Source organism: Carnobacterium sp. CS13 (assembly GCF_016653495.1).
Taxonomy (GTDB): domain Bacteria; phylum Bacillota; class Bacilli; order Lactobacillales; family Carnobacteriaceae; genus Carnobacterium_A; species Carnobacterium_A antarcticum.
Map to the genome: position 1 here is coordinate 1,788,543 of NZ_CP067364.1, position 15,557 is coordinate 1,804,099.

General features: G+C 41.0%; 11 protein-coding genes and 1 riboswitch. All 11 genes read right to left on the reverse strand.

The genetic code is table 11. The annotated features are described in order from the left end of the window. Nucleotides 1–5: 5 nt before the first annotated feature. The 11 genes from pcrA to pbp4 all read right to left on the reverse strand — a co-directional run bounded on the left by pcrA (nucleotide 6) and on the right by pbp4 (nucleotide 15,445). Entirely contained in the window at nucleotides 6–2,216 is a 2,211-nt protein-coding gene (gene pcrA / locus JHE06_RS08495) for a DNA helicase PcrA (RefSeq protein ID WP_236253573.1), read from the reverse strand. A 763-nt stretch (nucleotides 2,217–2,979) separates the two neighbouring features. Beyond that, nucleotides 2,980–3,933 carry a nucleoside hydrolase gene (locus JHE06_RS08500; RefSeq protein WP_201088523.1) on the reverse strand — a complete coding sequence of 318 codons (954 nt, stop codon included), beginning with the start codon at nucleotides 3,931–3,933 and terminating at the stop codon, nucleotides 2,980–2,982. 37 nt (nucleotides 3,934–3,970) lie between these two features. Continuing rightward, nucleotides 3,971–4,621 carry a GntR family transcriptional regulator gene (locus JHE06_RS08505; protein WP_201088524.1) on the reverse strand — a complete coding sequence of 217 codons (651 nt, stop codon included), beginning with the start codon at nucleotides 4,619–4,621 and terminating at the stop codon, nucleotides 3,971–3,973. Nucleotides 4,622–5,024: 403 nt separating this feature from the next. Beyond that, a complete protein-coding gene (locus JHE06_RS08510; protein ID WP_058918940.1) occupies nucleotides 5,025–5,930 on the reverse strand; it encodes a DMT family transporter in 906 nt (301 codons plus the stop codon). An 84-nt stretch (nucleotides 5,931–6,014) separates the two neighbouring features. Further along, nucleotides 6,015–7,307, reverse strand: coding sequence for an adenylosuccinate lyase (purB, locus tag JHE06_RS08515; protein WP_058918941.1), 1,293 nt, complete (start codon nucleotides 7,305–7,307; stop codon nucleotides 6,015–6,017). Nucleotides 7,308–7,323: 16 nt separating this feature from the next. Then, complete coding sequence (purK, locus tag JHE06_RS08520; protein WP_058918942.1) at nucleotides 7,324–8,451, reverse strand: 5-(carboxyamino)imidazole ribonucleotide synthase; 1,128 nt, start codon at nucleotides 8,449–8,451, stop codon at nucleotides 7,324–7,326. A gap of 83 nt (nucleotides 8,452–8,534) precedes the next feature. Beyond that, nucleotides 8,535–9,119, reverse strand: coding sequence for a DUF2179 domain-containing protein (locus JHE06_RS08525; RefSeq protein WP_058918943.1), 585 nt, complete (start codon nucleotides 9,117–9,119; stop codon nucleotides 8,535–8,537). A gap of 174 nt (nucleotides 9,120–9,293) precedes the next feature. Continuing rightward, a complete protein-coding gene (locus JHE06_RS08530) occupies nucleotides 9,294–10,616 on the reverse strand; it encodes a nucleobase:cation symporter-2 family protein (protein WP_058918944.1) in 1,323 nt (440 codons plus the stop codon). 1 nt (nucleotide 10,617) lies between these two features. Next, nucleotides 10,618–11,205 (reverse strand): xanthine phosphoribosyltransferase, encoded by a 588-nt coding sequence (locus tag JHE06_RS08535; RefSeq protein WP_058918945.1) that lies wholly within the window; start codon nucleotides 11,203–11,205, stop codon nucleotides 10,618–10,620. 133 nt (nucleotides 11,206–11,338) lie between these two features. Further along, a riboswitch (purine riboswitch) is annotated at nucleotides 11,339–11,437 on the reverse strand. 531 nt (nucleotides 11,438–11,968) lie between these two features. Then, nucleotides 11,969–13,297 carry a hemolysin family protein gene (locus tag JHE06_RS08540; RefSeq protein WP_058918946.1) on the reverse strand — a complete coding sequence of 443 codons (1,329 nt, stop codon included), beginning with the start codon at nucleotides 13,295–13,297 and terminating at the stop codon, nucleotides 11,969–11,971. A 105-nt stretch (nucleotides 13,298–13,402) separates the two neighbouring features. Beyond that, on the reverse strand, nucleotides 13,403–15,445 hold the full coding sequence (pbp4, locus tag JHE06_RS08545) for a penicillin-binding protein PBP4(5) (RefSeq protein ID WP_201088525.1): 2,043 nt from the start codon (nucleotides 15,443–15,445) through the stop codon (nucleotides 13,403–13,405). Between the last annotated feature and the right edge of the window lie 112 nt (nucleotides 15,446–15,557).

Below are 15,557 nucleotides of genomic sequence, written 5' to 3' on the forward strand. Positions count from 1 at the left end.
TCTACTTAAGGTGTTGCTTTCTCGATCGGTGCAAAGGCGGCTAACAACCGCTTGATGCCTTGTTCTTTAAAAGCAATATCCAATTGAAGGTTATTGGCATCTCCGGTAACTTTCACTACCGTTCCAACTCCCCATTTTTTATGCACGGCTTTATCGCCGACAGACCAGCCTAATTTATCCGCGCCGCTTTCGGTCTTGTTATTGACAGGCGCTTGATAAGGCGTGCTGTTTGCACGTGCCGCTTGATTGCTGCGAAACGGAGTATTAACCGTTGTTGCACGCTTAAATGAACCAGCAGCTGCTGATTGTATATTGCCGGATTCCATCACTTCATCCGTGATTTCTCTAATAAAGCGTGAAGCTTGGTTGCTTTGGACACGACCATACAATACTCGTGAATAAGCATTGGTGATGTACAATTTTTGCTCTGCACGTGTGATCCCCACATAAGCTAAGCGTCGTTCTTCTTCCAAATCGTCTTCTTCCATCATCGAACGCGACAACGGGAAAATGCCTTCTTCCAAGCCGATCAGGAAAACCACTGGAAACTCCAATCCTTTAGCAGCGTGCAAGGTCATCAAAGTTACTTCGCTTTGCGGCTCTTCTTCAATGTTATCCAAATCGGAAATTAACGCTAAATCGGTCAAGAAAGTCAACAAACTTTTATCTTCACTACTGTCTTTTTCAAATTGTTGAGTAACCGTCAAGAATTCCTTGATGTTCTCTACTCGAGTTTCAGATTCTAAAGTACGTTCCATTTCCAGCGATTTTAAATAGCCGCTGCGTTCTAGGACTTCTTCGACTAATTTCGTAACAGGCAGGTATTCTTGCATTTTCTGCAAATCGCGCAGCATGAAAGCAAAACCTTCTAGTTCTTTAGCCGCTTTACCTGTGATCGAAGTGATCGAAACATTCAACGCCGTTTCCAGTAAAGACCATTCGTATTGGTTCGCAAAAGTCCTCAACTTCTCAATCGTTCCTGGACCAATGCCTCGTTTAGGTGTATTGACGGTCCGTTCAAAACTCATGTTGTCTTCAGGATTGGCGATCAACCGCAAGTAAGCTAAGACATCACGAATCTCTTTACGGTCGTAGAACTTATGTCCGCCGACCATTTTATACGGAATATTGGATTTCAATAGACTTTCTTCAATTACCCGTGATTGGGCATTGGTTCGGTACAATACGGCAAAATCCCCGTAATTGTAATTATTTTCTTTCATTTCTTCCAGCATTTTAGCAACAACGTAGCGGGATTCATCGCCTTCTGATTGCCCCCGGTAATACGTCAGCTTTTCGCCATCATCGTTATCGGTCCATAATTTTTTTACTTTGCGTTTAGTGTTATTGGCAATCACGTCATTGGCGGCTTTCAAAATAAACTTCGTGGAACGATAATTTTGTTCCAACATCACCAATTTAGTATCTGGATAGTCTTTTTCAAAATCTAAAATATTGTTCATATTGGCACCGCGCCAACCGTAAATACTTTGGTCTGCATCCCCAACAACACAAAGGTTTTTGAAACGTTTCGCCATCATATTGACCAGCGTGTATTGAGCTGTATTGGTATCTTGGTACTCATCCACATGAATGTAGTGGAATTTGTTTTGATAATAATCCAATGTCTCAGGACTTTCTTCAAATAAACGAATCGTCAGCATGATCAAGTCATCAAAATCGACCGATTGATTGCGGCGCAATTCTTTTTGGTAATCGTCGTAGCAATCAGCCACCATTTTTTCAAAAAAACTGTTCGCTATTTTACGGTAATCTTCAGCCGTCATCAGTTCGTTTTTAGCGTTGCTGATTTCAGATAAGATTGCTCGCGGGTTGTATTTTTTCGGATCGATGTTGCGTTCTTTTAAAATACGCTTCATCAGTGTTTGCTGGTCGCCAGGGTCACTGATCGTAAAAGCTCGATTGTACCCGATTCGGTCGACATCCCGACGCAGCATCCGAACACACATCGAGTGGAAAGTTGAAACCCAGACATCGTTTCCGCCTTCTAACAGACGCCCCACCCGTTCTTTCATTTCTTTTGCTGCTTTATTAGTAAACGTAATTGCTAAAATATTCCAAGGATTCACGCCTTTTTCTTCAATCAAATAAGCAATGCGATGCGTTAACACACGCGTCTTCCCACTGCCGGCTCCTGCCATAATCAAAAGAGGACCTTCTGTGTGAGCCACGGCTTCTTTTTGTCCCGGATTCATGCCATCTAATAAATTTTTTCGTAATACCAAAATGTGTACATCCTCTCTTTTTGTTAAACAGTTCGTTTCTCTCAACATGCGCATTTTTGTCTTTCTTATTCTAACAAAAATAAGTAAAATTTTGCGTAAGTTTCCAATAGTAATTTTACCATAAAATTATGCATTTCGAGAGCCTTATGAAAAGATTCCAATCTAAACAGAAAAAAGCTCAACCATCGCAAGCACAACAATCTGAATAATCCTGCATCATCACTTGTTTACGAGGTGCAGGATTGTTGCTTTCAGTTCTGGAATGAGCCGTATTGGCTTCTTAAAATAAATTTTTATGGCACTTGCAGAGCGGTCTATCTCGCGAGTTGTATTTTAGTGGATTTTTATTGCCTTGTTTATTTAGTTCTTAATTTCCTGGACAAATTGGAGCCTTTTGGCGATAGTTTGTTCCGCTTTCTCATTCTCTGTGGACTAATTACTATTACAAGTCATTTGCACTACATTTTAAAAAGAAAATTAAGAACTGACCCGTTAAAGGTGTTTTTTTACCCATCAAACGGGTAAAGAAAAACCTTAGAGTCTATAGTCAAGAACTGCGGATTAAAAAAATTCATCAAACTGCGAATGATTTTAGAATCAGCAGTTTGATGAATAGCATCTTTTTTCTTATTTTTAGCTGATCCTGTCTCAGCTTATTTTTTCATGGAATTCCAAAAGACAAGAAGCTCCCATCTCGTTAAAAATCCGTTTTTTATCCGTTCGAGATTTGTTTCTAAAGTTCATTAGTTTCGTCTTGTTTAGCTAAATCGGTGATGTAATCGAAAAAGGCATTACGATCGACTTCATAAACCAGATTGACCGGACGTCCGTGTTCAGATTCTTCTATTTTTCCTTGACTGACACCAGATGAATGAACGATTGATTTGACAACTTTGTGCTTGACCAAATCCGCTTTTCCAACAGTCGCAGTGGTCAATACGTCCCACAAGAAATAAGTTGAATTGGTATGGACATGGACGAGCGGCGGCACAATGGCATAGCTTTGTCCTAAAAAGTCGACTCCAATATCGGTTCTTTGACGCGCCCACGCTTCCCGCGTGTCAATTGTCAACGGCACCATATTTGTGCTTTCTAAAGCTACCAAATCGATTTCAATGTTGCTGTCCCAAACCGACTTAGCAGCTTCTGGATCCCAAAAAGCGTTCCATTCCGCTGTTCCATCGTGCTCAGGTTCCTCAACGTTGCCTTTGTCTAAGAATGTGCCGCCCATCCAAGCTAGTTTTTCGATTTTCCCTTCAATATCTGGCGCCAATTCCAATGCTCGCGCTAAATCGGTTAATGGGCCAATAAACACTAAGGTCACAGGTTCCTCACTTGAACGCAGTGTTTCAATCAGATGTTCATGGGCTGGAAGCGACGCTTCTTTGGTTTTTGCTGGACCAAATTCGTTTAAAAGCGGCAAAGCGTCTACGGTAAATGCGTGCATCCGCCACTCTTTTGGAAAAGGATTTTTCCCGCGTGAATTGGATGACGCCACTTCGATAGCGACGCCGTGTCCAAAGCGGTCGATGATTTTTCGGCTAGCTGAGACAGCCGGTTCTAAATAGCAATCTGCCGGTATAACGCCTACACCGATCAACTCAACCTCTTTCATTTGCAAAAGCAAGAAGAGCGATACCAAATCGTCTACTCCGCCGTCATGATTTAAATAAACTTTTTTCTTCATTGTTTAATAGCCTCTTTTCATCTGATAGTCGCTTGGTTTATTGCATGCCGTGAATAACACTTAACGTTAATTGATTGATTAGGATCCGTGTTTCTTTTCTAGCTAATGCGTACTCTCCTGCTGTTAAATAAAGCACGATCTTTTGGTATAGTCTATTTTTAACTTCTCGGTTTTTGTACATTAAATCCCGGTAATCAAGGTCTTCTTGCAGCTGCAATTCTCGGATGGTGTCCATCACAAGCGATGCAGAGAATCGATTTTTGCTCAACGTCAGCAGCTGATGAATGAAGCGGGTCTCCTGCTTTATGTACTCTTTTTCCGTCCCATCTGCAACAGCCAACAACTCAGCTAAGATTTCTTCGATTCCGTGATTTTGGATACTTAGTTCTTTGATTTGTAAATAATGAAAATAATTCACTAAAAACAATTCAATAAATTCTAACCGTTCTTGGATGCCCCGTGAATCGATTGGTTGTTCTTTGATCCGTGCGCCTTTATGCGGCTCGATCTCTAAATACCCCTCTGCTTGCAAGCGTTGAAAAGCATACCGGACAGGCGTACGGCTGATGGCTAATTCTTTGGATAATCTTTGTTCGGTAATATGTGTTTGCGGCAGCCATTGTCTTGCATGGATTTGGTTTTTTATGTAACGATACGCTGTTTCCTCTAAATTTTTTGGTTTCGGCATTTTTTCACCCACTTTTTTTCATTAAGACCTTTTGTTCACATTTTTGAACTTTTTTGGCTCTATTTGATTATAGATTCTTTGCAAGCCTTCTTCAAGTTTGAGCCCGCTTTGCCCCGTCTCGAACTTTCCAAAATCCAAAACGTCGCTGAAGTTGAAATTACGGACTTTGTTCCGTTTACTCCCCTATCAATACGCTCTTATTCTATCAAGTAGTTGTCTTTCTGTCAATCCTAAAAACGAACATATTTACTTTACTAACTAACAATAGTTCGCTTTAACCAATATTTACTTTTGTTTTAAACGCCTAATTCAATTTTTTTGTCTTTATTACCAAACTATGTTTTCTAACAATCGATTGAAAATAAAAAAAAGAAATCCATTTTTCAATGGATGCTTATTAGACTCATTCGCTTTTTACTTTACGGTTTACTTTAATGCCGTCTCGTTCTAACAGACCGCTTTCACTGATAAAAGTAGACCCTAAAATAAAGATCCCGCCAATCAGCTGAATAGGAGTTAGGTTTTCATTTAAGAATAATGCTGAAACCAAGACAGCTGAAATTGGATCAATATAGCTTAACGTTGCAATCGTCTGGCTTTTCAGTTCTTGCATGGCTGAAAAATACAATACATAAGCTACACCAGTATGGACGACTCCTAAAACCAAAAGATAGGGCAAAGAAACTTTTGGAATAGCCAGTACATCAAAGCCTTCGGTTATAAATATGTACGGTGCTAAAACTAAAGAAGCGATCATTAATTGGAACATCGTACTTTCCAAGCCGGATAGACCTTTCAAAAACTTGTTCAGAATCACTACACAGGCATAAAAAGCCGCTGCTCCGATGCCATACAAAATACCAAGCGGATGCTTGAACCCTTCTCCGCCTACCGTGCCTCTGCCGACGATCAAATACATCCCAACCATAGCCAGCAGGATACAGCCGACTCTTACTGCGGTCAGTTTTTCTTTGAAGATAAAAGGCGAAGCCAGCATAACGAATACCGGCGCGAAATAATAGCTTAAAGTAGCGTTGGAAACGGTAGTGTATTTATACGCTTCAAACAACAATATCCAATTAAAACCAATAGCTGCTCCAGAAAGCAGCAACGGAACTCTGTTTTCCTTTAAACGCGGCCAAGGTACTTTGTCTCGCTTGATCAGCAAAACCATCAATAAAAATAAACTTCCCAGTATCCCCCGATACAAGGCTATTTCACTCGATGCCAATGCGATATTTTTAACGAATAAACTGATTGTTCCAAATATCAGCATGGCTGCTATCACTTTTAATTTTGCTTTCCCCATCCTTAAAGCCCCCTTGATTTTTGATAGAAGAAAATGGCATAGGTTCCCTTATGGGTGGGTCCCTACGCCATCGGTTGCATTTTTTTAAAGTCCTACTCGTTCAAATAATTCATCCACGTTTTTTAAATGGTAGCGGTAATCGAATGCATCGTCTAAATCTTCCAACGTTAATTTAGACATGATTTCGCTGTCGCCTTCTAACAAATCACGAAACGGGATATGGCTTTCCCATGAAACAGCGGTTTTAGGCTGCACCAAGTCATACGCTTGTTCACGGCTCAATCCTTTATCGATCAGTTTCAACAGCACACGTTGGCTGTAGATCAAGCCGTAAGTCGCATCCATATTGCGTCTCATATTTTCAGGAAACACCGTTAGATTCTGAATCAACTGACCAAAACGATTCAAGATGTAATCCAATAAAATCGTTGTGTCCGGCAAAATGATTCGTTCAGCTGAAGAATGCGAAATATCGCGTTCGTGCCATAAGACGACATTGTCATACGCTGTCAGCATGTGCCCGCGAATCACCCGTGCTAGTCCGGTCACATTTTCCGAGCCAATGGGATTGCGTTTGTGCGGCATAGCTGAAGAGCCTTTTTGACCTTTTGCAAAATACTCTTCGACTTCCCGAGTTTCTGATTTTTGCAGGCTGCGGATCTCAGTCGCAAATTTTTCAATGCTTGTGGCAATCAAAGCCAGAGTCGCGACGTATTCAGCATGTAAATCGCGCGGCAAGATTTGGGTTGAGATCTCCTGCGGTCGAATTCCTAATTGTTCACAAACGTATTTTTCGACAAAAGGCGGTATGTTGGCGAACGTTCCAACCGCTCCACTGATTTTCCCGGCTTCAATTCCTTCAGCCGCATGTTCAAAACGTTCGATGTTGCGTTTCATTTCTGAATACCAAAGAGCTAGTTTGAGCCCAAATGTGGTCGGCTCAGCATGTACACCATGCGTTCTTCCCATCATTACCGTGTACTTGTAAGCTTTAGCTTTTTCCCCCAGAATATCCAAAAAGTTCGTTAAATCCCGCCGCAGCACTTCATTGACTTGTTTTAATTGATACCCATATGCCGTATCAACAACATCGGTACTGGTCAATCCATAGTGGACCCATTTGCGTTCTTCGCCCAGAGATTCAGAGACAGCCCGCGTAAACGCTACGACATCGTGTCTCGTTTCTGCTTCGATTTCTAAAATACGTTTGGTATCAAAGCTTGCATGGTCACGAATTTTCTTTGCTTCTTCTTTTGGGATCTCGCCTAACTCAGCCCACGCTTCGGCAGCTAAAATCTCGACTTCTAACCAGGTGTTGTAACGATTTTCATCTGTCCATAGTTTTCCCATTTCAGGTCTCGTATACCGTTCGATCATGCTCTTTTCCCTCTTTCTATCCCCATACGCCGGTATCATTGATAGTGGCTAAAGTTTTTTCAATATCATCCGTCAAAACTGTGATATGTCCCATTTTTTGGCCTTTAACGGTTCCTTTTTTACCATAATAATGAAAATGCCAATCAGGTTTTAGTTGAATCTGCAATTTTGCACCTTCTAAGTGTTCACCTAAAATATTGGTTATCACTGCTTTAGAATGCAATTCAATTTCTGGCAAAGGCCATCCGCAAATGGTTCGGATATGAGCTTCGAATTGCGATATAGAACAAGCTTCAATGCTGTAGAGTCCTGCATTGTTCGGTCTAGGCACTAGCTCATTGACGTATAGTGCTCCTGACGAAGTCAAAAACAATTCCACTCCTAATGAACCCACTAAATTCAGGCTCTCAGCAATCGTTGCAGCGATCCGAACGGCTTCTTCCGCTACTTCATCTTGAATGCGGGCCGGTACGATACTTTGATGCAAGATATTTCGGCGGTAAATGTTTTCAGTTACTGGAAATGTAGCTACTTCTCCCGCTTCGTTTCGGATGATCATGACCGACAATTCTCGTTCAAAAGGAATCCAAGCCTCTAAGACACAGGTTCCAAATCTCAATAGCTCTTCGCATTCTGCTATATTGTCTTCGCTATAAAGAACGTACTGGCCTTTTCCTTCAGAACTGCCGCGGATCGATTTCAAGACGCATGGAAAACCGATCGAAGCAACGGCTTCTTCGATATCTTGCAAACTGATGATCGTAGCATAAGGAGCTAAATTAATGTTGTTCATTTCTAAGTAAGCTTTTTCTAATAAACGATCTTGAGTGATCGATAACAGTTCGCTGCCTTGAGGGACTGAGACTGTTTTTTCTATATTATCGATCATATCTGCATCTACGTTTTCAAACTCATAAGTTAAGACATCACACTTCATGGCTAAATCCATCAGTGCTTCTTGATCATCGTACTTGGCGACAATTTGCCAATCCGCTACTTGTGCTGTCGGACAATCCGCTTCAGGATCTAGCACACCGACGCGATACCCCAGCTGCTTGGCTGCCAGAGTCATCATGCGGCCTAATTGTCCGCCGCCAATAATACCGATAGTTTTTCCAGGAACGATTAAATGAGGCAAGATCATCACTACTTTCTAATACGATTTATTTTTTCTCTTCTTCATTCTAGTTTAGCAGTAAATGCGGTATCTGTCATGGTCCAGCCTTCCTATTCTTTTTCGCTTTCTGCTGTGTTTTGTGCTTCGCTCCATTTTTTTAAAGCAATTTTTCGTTTTTTTACTTTTTTGGTCCAAAATCCGCCATTGATGTACTTCGGTTCATACGAAATAACAAATGTCTTTGGTTCGATTTCATTGATTTGTTTGTATAATTTGCGTTCTGATTTCCGAGTGGTCAAAATCTCTAAGACTAACCGGTCGCCTTCTCGGCCAAAAGCAAAACTTGTGGTGACTCCATATCCAAGATGACGCAATTTTTCAGGAATATCGCTTTTGATATCCGGTACAATTGCCGTCACCATAATGTAGCCGAGTGCTAAGTATTCTTCGATTCGAATTCCGACCGCGATTCCTACGCCATATCCTATAGCGTAAGCAGCAATATTCCAAAAGTTGTCCAAACGATCAAGCACTAAGCCTAGACCCACCACATAAATCGTGATCTCAACCATCGAAACAAGCGGAGCCACCAGTCGATACCCCTTCATAGTCAACATAAAACGAATCGTGTTCAGTGCAACATAAGCTAAATTGATGACAAAAATTAACGCTAAAAACCCTATATTCGTTTCCATTTATAAAAAGACCCCTTCAGTGTTGAGTGTAGTGAATAATTTATTTCCCTATAAGCCTAACAAACTTTATGCAAATAGCAAGAAAAACCTTGCTCAATATTCTGACTGTTGATTAAACAAAAAAAGCCAGGACCATTTCATGAACCGGTCCTGGCTTCTTCCGCTTAAACTCGTTTAGAGAGCTTCTTGCACATTCGTTTTCGTTGGAGCTTTTTGAAGTTCAGCGACAGTTTCTTCATGTCCGCGGTGAACAACAATATTTAAGATAATGGCTGTGAGACTGGCAACCACCACTCCGTTTCCAGTAAAGGTTTGAACTGCTGCCGGCAGAGCGGAAAACAATTCTGGTATAACCGTAACGCCTAATCCTAGACCAAGCGAGACAGCTACGATCATCAAGTTTCCATCTTGGTTTAAATCAACACGGCCTAACATTTTCATTCCTTGAGTGGCTACCATTCCGAAAAGAACCATCATGGCGCCTCCTAACACAGGCTCAGGAATAATGGTAGCGAAAGCGCCGATTTTAGGTACCAACCCGAGTACCATCAAAAAACCAGCCGCATAGTAAATCGGTTTACGTGTCCGGATTCCTGACATTTGCACTAAGCCGACGTTCTGTGAAAAAGCAGTGTAAGGGAAAGTATTGAATATACCGCCTAAAATGATCGCCAATCCTTCTGCACGATACCCGCGCTTTAAATCGTCTTCTTCGATTTTTTTATCGGTTACCTCTCCTAGCGCAAAATAAACACCGGTCGACTCAACCATGCTGACTAGGGCAATCAAAATCATTGTTAAAATAGAAGACCATTCAAAAACAGGTGCTCCAAAATAAAAGGGTTGCGGTACGTGAAACCAAGAAGCGGCAGCAACAGGAGAAAGGCTGACCATTCCCATGATAGCAGCAACAGCTGTTCCGCTGATCAAGCCGACAATGATCGCTAAAGAGCGAATAAAGCCTTTAGCAAACAATTGCACTCCCAGAATGATAGCGATCGTCAGAAAAGCTAAAAATAAATAACGCATCGACCCAAAGTCAGCGGCTAATCTGGAGCCTCCGCCCATTTTTTCAATTCCAACTGGGATCAAAGTCAACCCGATCACCGTGATGACAGTACCTGTCACAACTGGCGGAAAGAAGCGTTTGATTTTAGAAAAGACACCTGCGAATAAAAGAATGAAGATTCCTGAAGCAATGATGGAGCCGTACATCGCGCCAATGCCATCAGTGGAACCTATCAAAATCAATGGCGATACAGCTTGCATAGCACACCCTAAAACAACGGGTAAGCCAATGCCAAAGTAACGGTTAACAAATAATTGCAGCAACGTAGCCACACCACACATAAAGATATCAATTGAAACCAAATACGTCATTTGTTCAGAGTTGAATCCTAGAGCTCCACCAATCAACAGCGGCACTAAAACGGCACCTGCATACATTGCCAATACATGCTGTAAACCTAAAGCTGCGGCTTTCCCATTTGTTAACATCTTAACGGCTCCCCTCTTCTTCGACAAATTGAACAATTCCATTTTCAAAAGCACGTATTCGTGCTAAAGAAAGAATATCAAATCCTTGAGCTTCCAGTTCTTGACGCCCTCTTTGGAAAGATTTTTCAATCACGATGCCGATACCGGCGATCGAAGCTTCGGCTTGTTGGCAAATATCGATCAAGCCTGTAGCTGCTTGCCCATTAGCTAAGAAATCATCGATCAAAAGAACGTGGTCTTCAGAAGATAAAAAGTTTTTTGAAATCGCAATTTCATTTGTTGTGTTTTTAGTAAAAGAATAAACGCTGGCACAATATAAATTGTCTGTCAGTGTCAAACTTTTGTGCTTACGCGCAAAAACGACCGGCACTCCTAAAGCCAGACCAGCAAAAACGGCTGGAGCAATTCCAGATGTTTCCACCGTTAAAATTTTGGTGATGTTTCGATCTGCAAAATAATCAGCAAAAGCATTGCCCAGTTCTTGCATCAATACCGGATCGATTTGGTGGTTTAAAAAGTTGTCTACTTTTAATACATCTTTTCCTAAGACAGTTCCATCTTTTAAAATACGTTCTTCCAATAATTTCATTTTATCCAACCTTCCTTTTTCAGCATTCTTTATATTTTCTCGGAACTTCACAGCAAAAGAAAAATGGCCTTTTTTCTTCGCTTATCCGTTCCTAAGCAAAGAAAAAAAGACCATTGAATAAAAGACATTCAAATTGTTTGTTTTCCCTACTTATAGTCCAGCATTTACGGTACTGGGTAGAAACTTGCCAACCATATTTTGGCATTATATAAGTTGTTGTAATTAAGAATATACGCTTTTCCTTTGAAATCGTCAATCATCTTCATCGAATTCTAATCTAATTCTTAATTAACATGAACTTTAATATTATTAAATGATGCAATGTTCGCTTTTAGCAAAAAAATTCAAGATCATAGAATATATTCATTTTATTTACTAGGATTGCGTTAAAAACGAATAGACTGATCCTATCTATAGATGAGCATCTTTTAAAAAGGGTCTTTTCGGCTGCGGCCGAAAAGGTCCGATCAGGTTAGTACTAAACACGGTTGTGTGCCATATGAAGGATGGAAAAGCAGTCTTAAGGTACGCAAAACTAGGATACGGACCTTAACTGTACAATGAGACTGAGCTTAAGGTACGCAAAACCAGAATGCGGGCCTTAACTGCACGGTAAGACTCGACTTAAGGTACGCAAAACCCTTTAATAGAATCGGAACGTTCTAATTCTTTATTTCTTCTGAAAAGTACTAAAAAATGATAGAATCTAAATAATCTGGCAAAAAAGAACTGTATCAGTCTTTTTTGCCAGATCATTTTAAATTTAAGCTTCGATGGTTTCGTCTTTATTGATCCGTTCAACAAAAAGGTTCACCAATCTGGAACCTTCAATTTGATTTGAAGTAAAAATATAATCTGCATAATTAACCACTGCTTTTTCTGCTACATTAGGGATACTGCCGTATTCCATAATGAAAAAGCCGGCAATCGAATCTACATCATTGGATTCGATTTCTGTTTCAAAAAACTCGTTGAATTTTGAAAGAGGTGTAGAACCGTCCACCAAGTAACGATCTTCGGTGAGCTGTTCAATCATATTATAGGTTTCATCGTATTCATCATCAATATCGCCAACGATTTCTTCCAATAAGTCTTCAAGCGTAGCCACTCCGACTACACCGCCATACTCATCATTCAAAATCGCCATTTGATTGCGCGTCCGTTTTAATTCATACAGCAGATCATCCATAAAAATCGTTTCCGGCACATAGAGCGGAGGATTCAACAACTCTTTGAGGTCGATCTCAGCTAATGCTGTATGTCTGGAAGCTTTCAATAGGTTCTTTACATGGATGATTCCAATGATATTGTCTTTATCTGATTTATAAACGGGCACACGCGAATATGTGCAATCCAATAGTAAAGGGATGTTTCGTTCATTCCCATCCTCATAGTCGATCATATACGTATCTGTTCGAGGCACCATGATCTCTCTAGCCATTTTTGTATCCATCGACAAAACACCTTTTAACATCGAAAATTGTTCAATATCAATGGCTCCTTCTTTTTGACTGTTTTCCAAATACGAACGGAATTCGTCACGAGTCATTTTTTCTTCTTTTTTCGAGAAATCGATCGGTGTTATTTTTTTCAATAAATTAGTCGATAATGAAAGCAGCTTTACAAAAGGGGTCGCGATTACTTGAACGACTCGAATCGTACCAGCAGTAAAGCCTGCTACTTCTTCCGCTTTTTGCAAAGCGATTTGTTTAGGATACAACTCGCCAAATACCAAAGTAATGTAAGACAAAATGATAGTTACGACTACCACAGCTAACTGTTTTCCCCCTGGTACGGCTGTTAAATAAGGTTCTAAACGAGTAGCAAAACTAGTAGCGGCCGAGGCACTTGAAATAAATCCAGCTAACGTGATGGCTACTTGAATCGTTGCTAAAAAATTATCCGAATCAGATAGCAGATTCAAAATATTAATGGATTTTTTGTCGCCTTGTGCGGCTTTTTCTCTTACTTTCCCTTGATTTAAAGATACAAAAGCCATTTCTGCAGATGCGAAAAATGCGTTGATTGCTGTTAAAGCAACTATGAGTAAAATCTGTCCTAACATCGACTGACTGTCGGGGTCTGAATTCATAAAGCGTTGTCTCCTTCTAAATAGTGTGTTTTTCAATTAATAAAAGATACCATAATTTGAATCCGATAGCAATCTGCTCATCTTGTCGTCTTGTAATAGGGATATTTAAGGAAGCAATGTGTCCATTTGTTCTAAAACTGGTTTCATTGCTTTAGTAACGTCTCCGCTGGATTTTCCTTCGATCATCGCGACCATTAAATAGCTGCTGTTTTCTGCATCAAAAGTCAATAAGAAGCCATTGGTCTCTGCTTCATCTTCTGATGTTTGGCCTTCTATTGTTTCGGCAGTACCTGTTTTAGCTGCAATGCTTTGATTGATAGAAGCTAAACTGTGGGCTGTTCCATTCACATTTTCCACTACTTGGATCAAATCGTCTTTAATGATTTGAGCAGCTTCAGCGGTTATCGCTTCTTTAGGTTCGGCCGTTGATTGATCAGCCATTAATTTAGGGTAAACCAGTTTTCCTTCATTTGCAAAAGGCGTATACGAAACGGCTTGTTGGATCGGATTCATTAACAGTTGTCCTTGTCCATAAGCAGTGTCCGCTAATAAAACATCTGATGCCAATTTTCCGTCATTAGATATTTGCGCTTCATTCATAGCGATCGGCAAGTTCAGCTCTTCGCCAAAAATAAATTTCGCTAAGCCGGCTTCATACGTTTTCTGTCCCATTTCCAATGCTTCTTGGGCAAAATAAATATTGTCGGAATAAACCAGCGCATCTTCTAAGTTCACTACTGGTGTAGCACTAACGCGCGTTACGAAATGATCGCCCCAAGACGAATCTTTTTGCCATTGCAGCCCATCGATTTCATGTGTTTTTTCTGGCATAGTGATGCCAGCATCTAAACCAATGGCGCCGGTGATGACTTTAAAGGTAGAGCCAGGTGCATATCCAGCTGCATAACGGGCTAAGAAAGGACTAGCCGGATCGTCAGCATAGGCTTGGTATTCTTCAGAACTGATACCAGCCGTCATCAAGTTAGCATCATAAGAAGGAGTGCTCACGAGCGCTAATAGACTGCCATCTATTGGGTCGAGAAAAACAGCTGAGCCGCTTTCTCCCTCTAATTGATCAAACGCCGCTTGTTGGAGGTCTGCATTCAGCGTTAACGTGATGTCTTCCCCATTCTCTACTTCGGATTCCTGCATAACTTTTTTCAGCGTATCGCTTTCATCATTAATCACGATTCGTCCGCCTTTTTGGCCACGCAATCGTTTATCGAAAGTAGCTTCCAATCCTGATTTTCCGACCGTATCGCCTTCTTGAAGGGTCTGATCTTTTTCAATATCTTCTGCCGAAACCGCGCCAACATAGCCGATCAAGTGTGCTGTTGCTTCATTTAGCGGGTAATTCCGCATCGATTTTTCTTGGTAAAGAACTCCTGCAAGTTCAGGCGTGTCATTGTCGCTGATTACTTTGAACGGCACAAAACTATCTGTGGTCACCCATTCTGCAGCCAAACTGGTTTCCAGCTGTTCGACTGGCACATCGAATGTTTCGCTGATTTTTTTCAACTGAGCTGTTTTTTCTTCGCCTTCTCCTAAAGCTACAGGATGCATGCCGGCTTCCCATACTTGTCCTTCTGTGGCAAGCGGTGTACCATCTGCGGCTAAAATATCGCCTCGTTCGCCAGCTGAAGTTGTTAAGCGTATTTTGTCATTGGGTTCCAAATCTGGAAAAATCAATTGCGTGGTCCAATCTAATTGATAGTCTCCCTCTACTTTGCTCATAGTCGTGGCAAAATCCTGATCGTCTAATCGTCCCAATGACGTTTCCATTTGAACCGTATAAGAAATAGCATACTGGTCTTTGGCATCATTTAAAGCTACTTTCAAGTCTTTTACCGTCAAATTCGCTGCTCCGACTCCTCCATAGACCGTTTCGTAACGTTCTACCATAGCTTCTTTAGTGTAATTGATGTCTTTTAGAGAAGATTCTGAAACCATTTGACTCACTGCCGAATAGTCTTGCTTTTCTACAGCAGCAACGTAAGCAGCGACTGTCGCTTGTGCAGCTTTTTCATCACGGTTTTTAGCCCAGAAATAATAACCAGTCCCTCCGCCAATTACGGCTGCAACAAGTACGACAGCGATGATGATTACCCAAAATCGAGTATTCTTCTGATTGCGTTTTGCGGTGTTCATGTTAGTCCTCCTTTTAATGAAACAAATCTCCTTAGCAGCTGAATAGACGGTAAACCGTTTTTTTCAGCTGCTGACTTATGTTGGTTACGGTGATATGAGACGAGATGCTTAA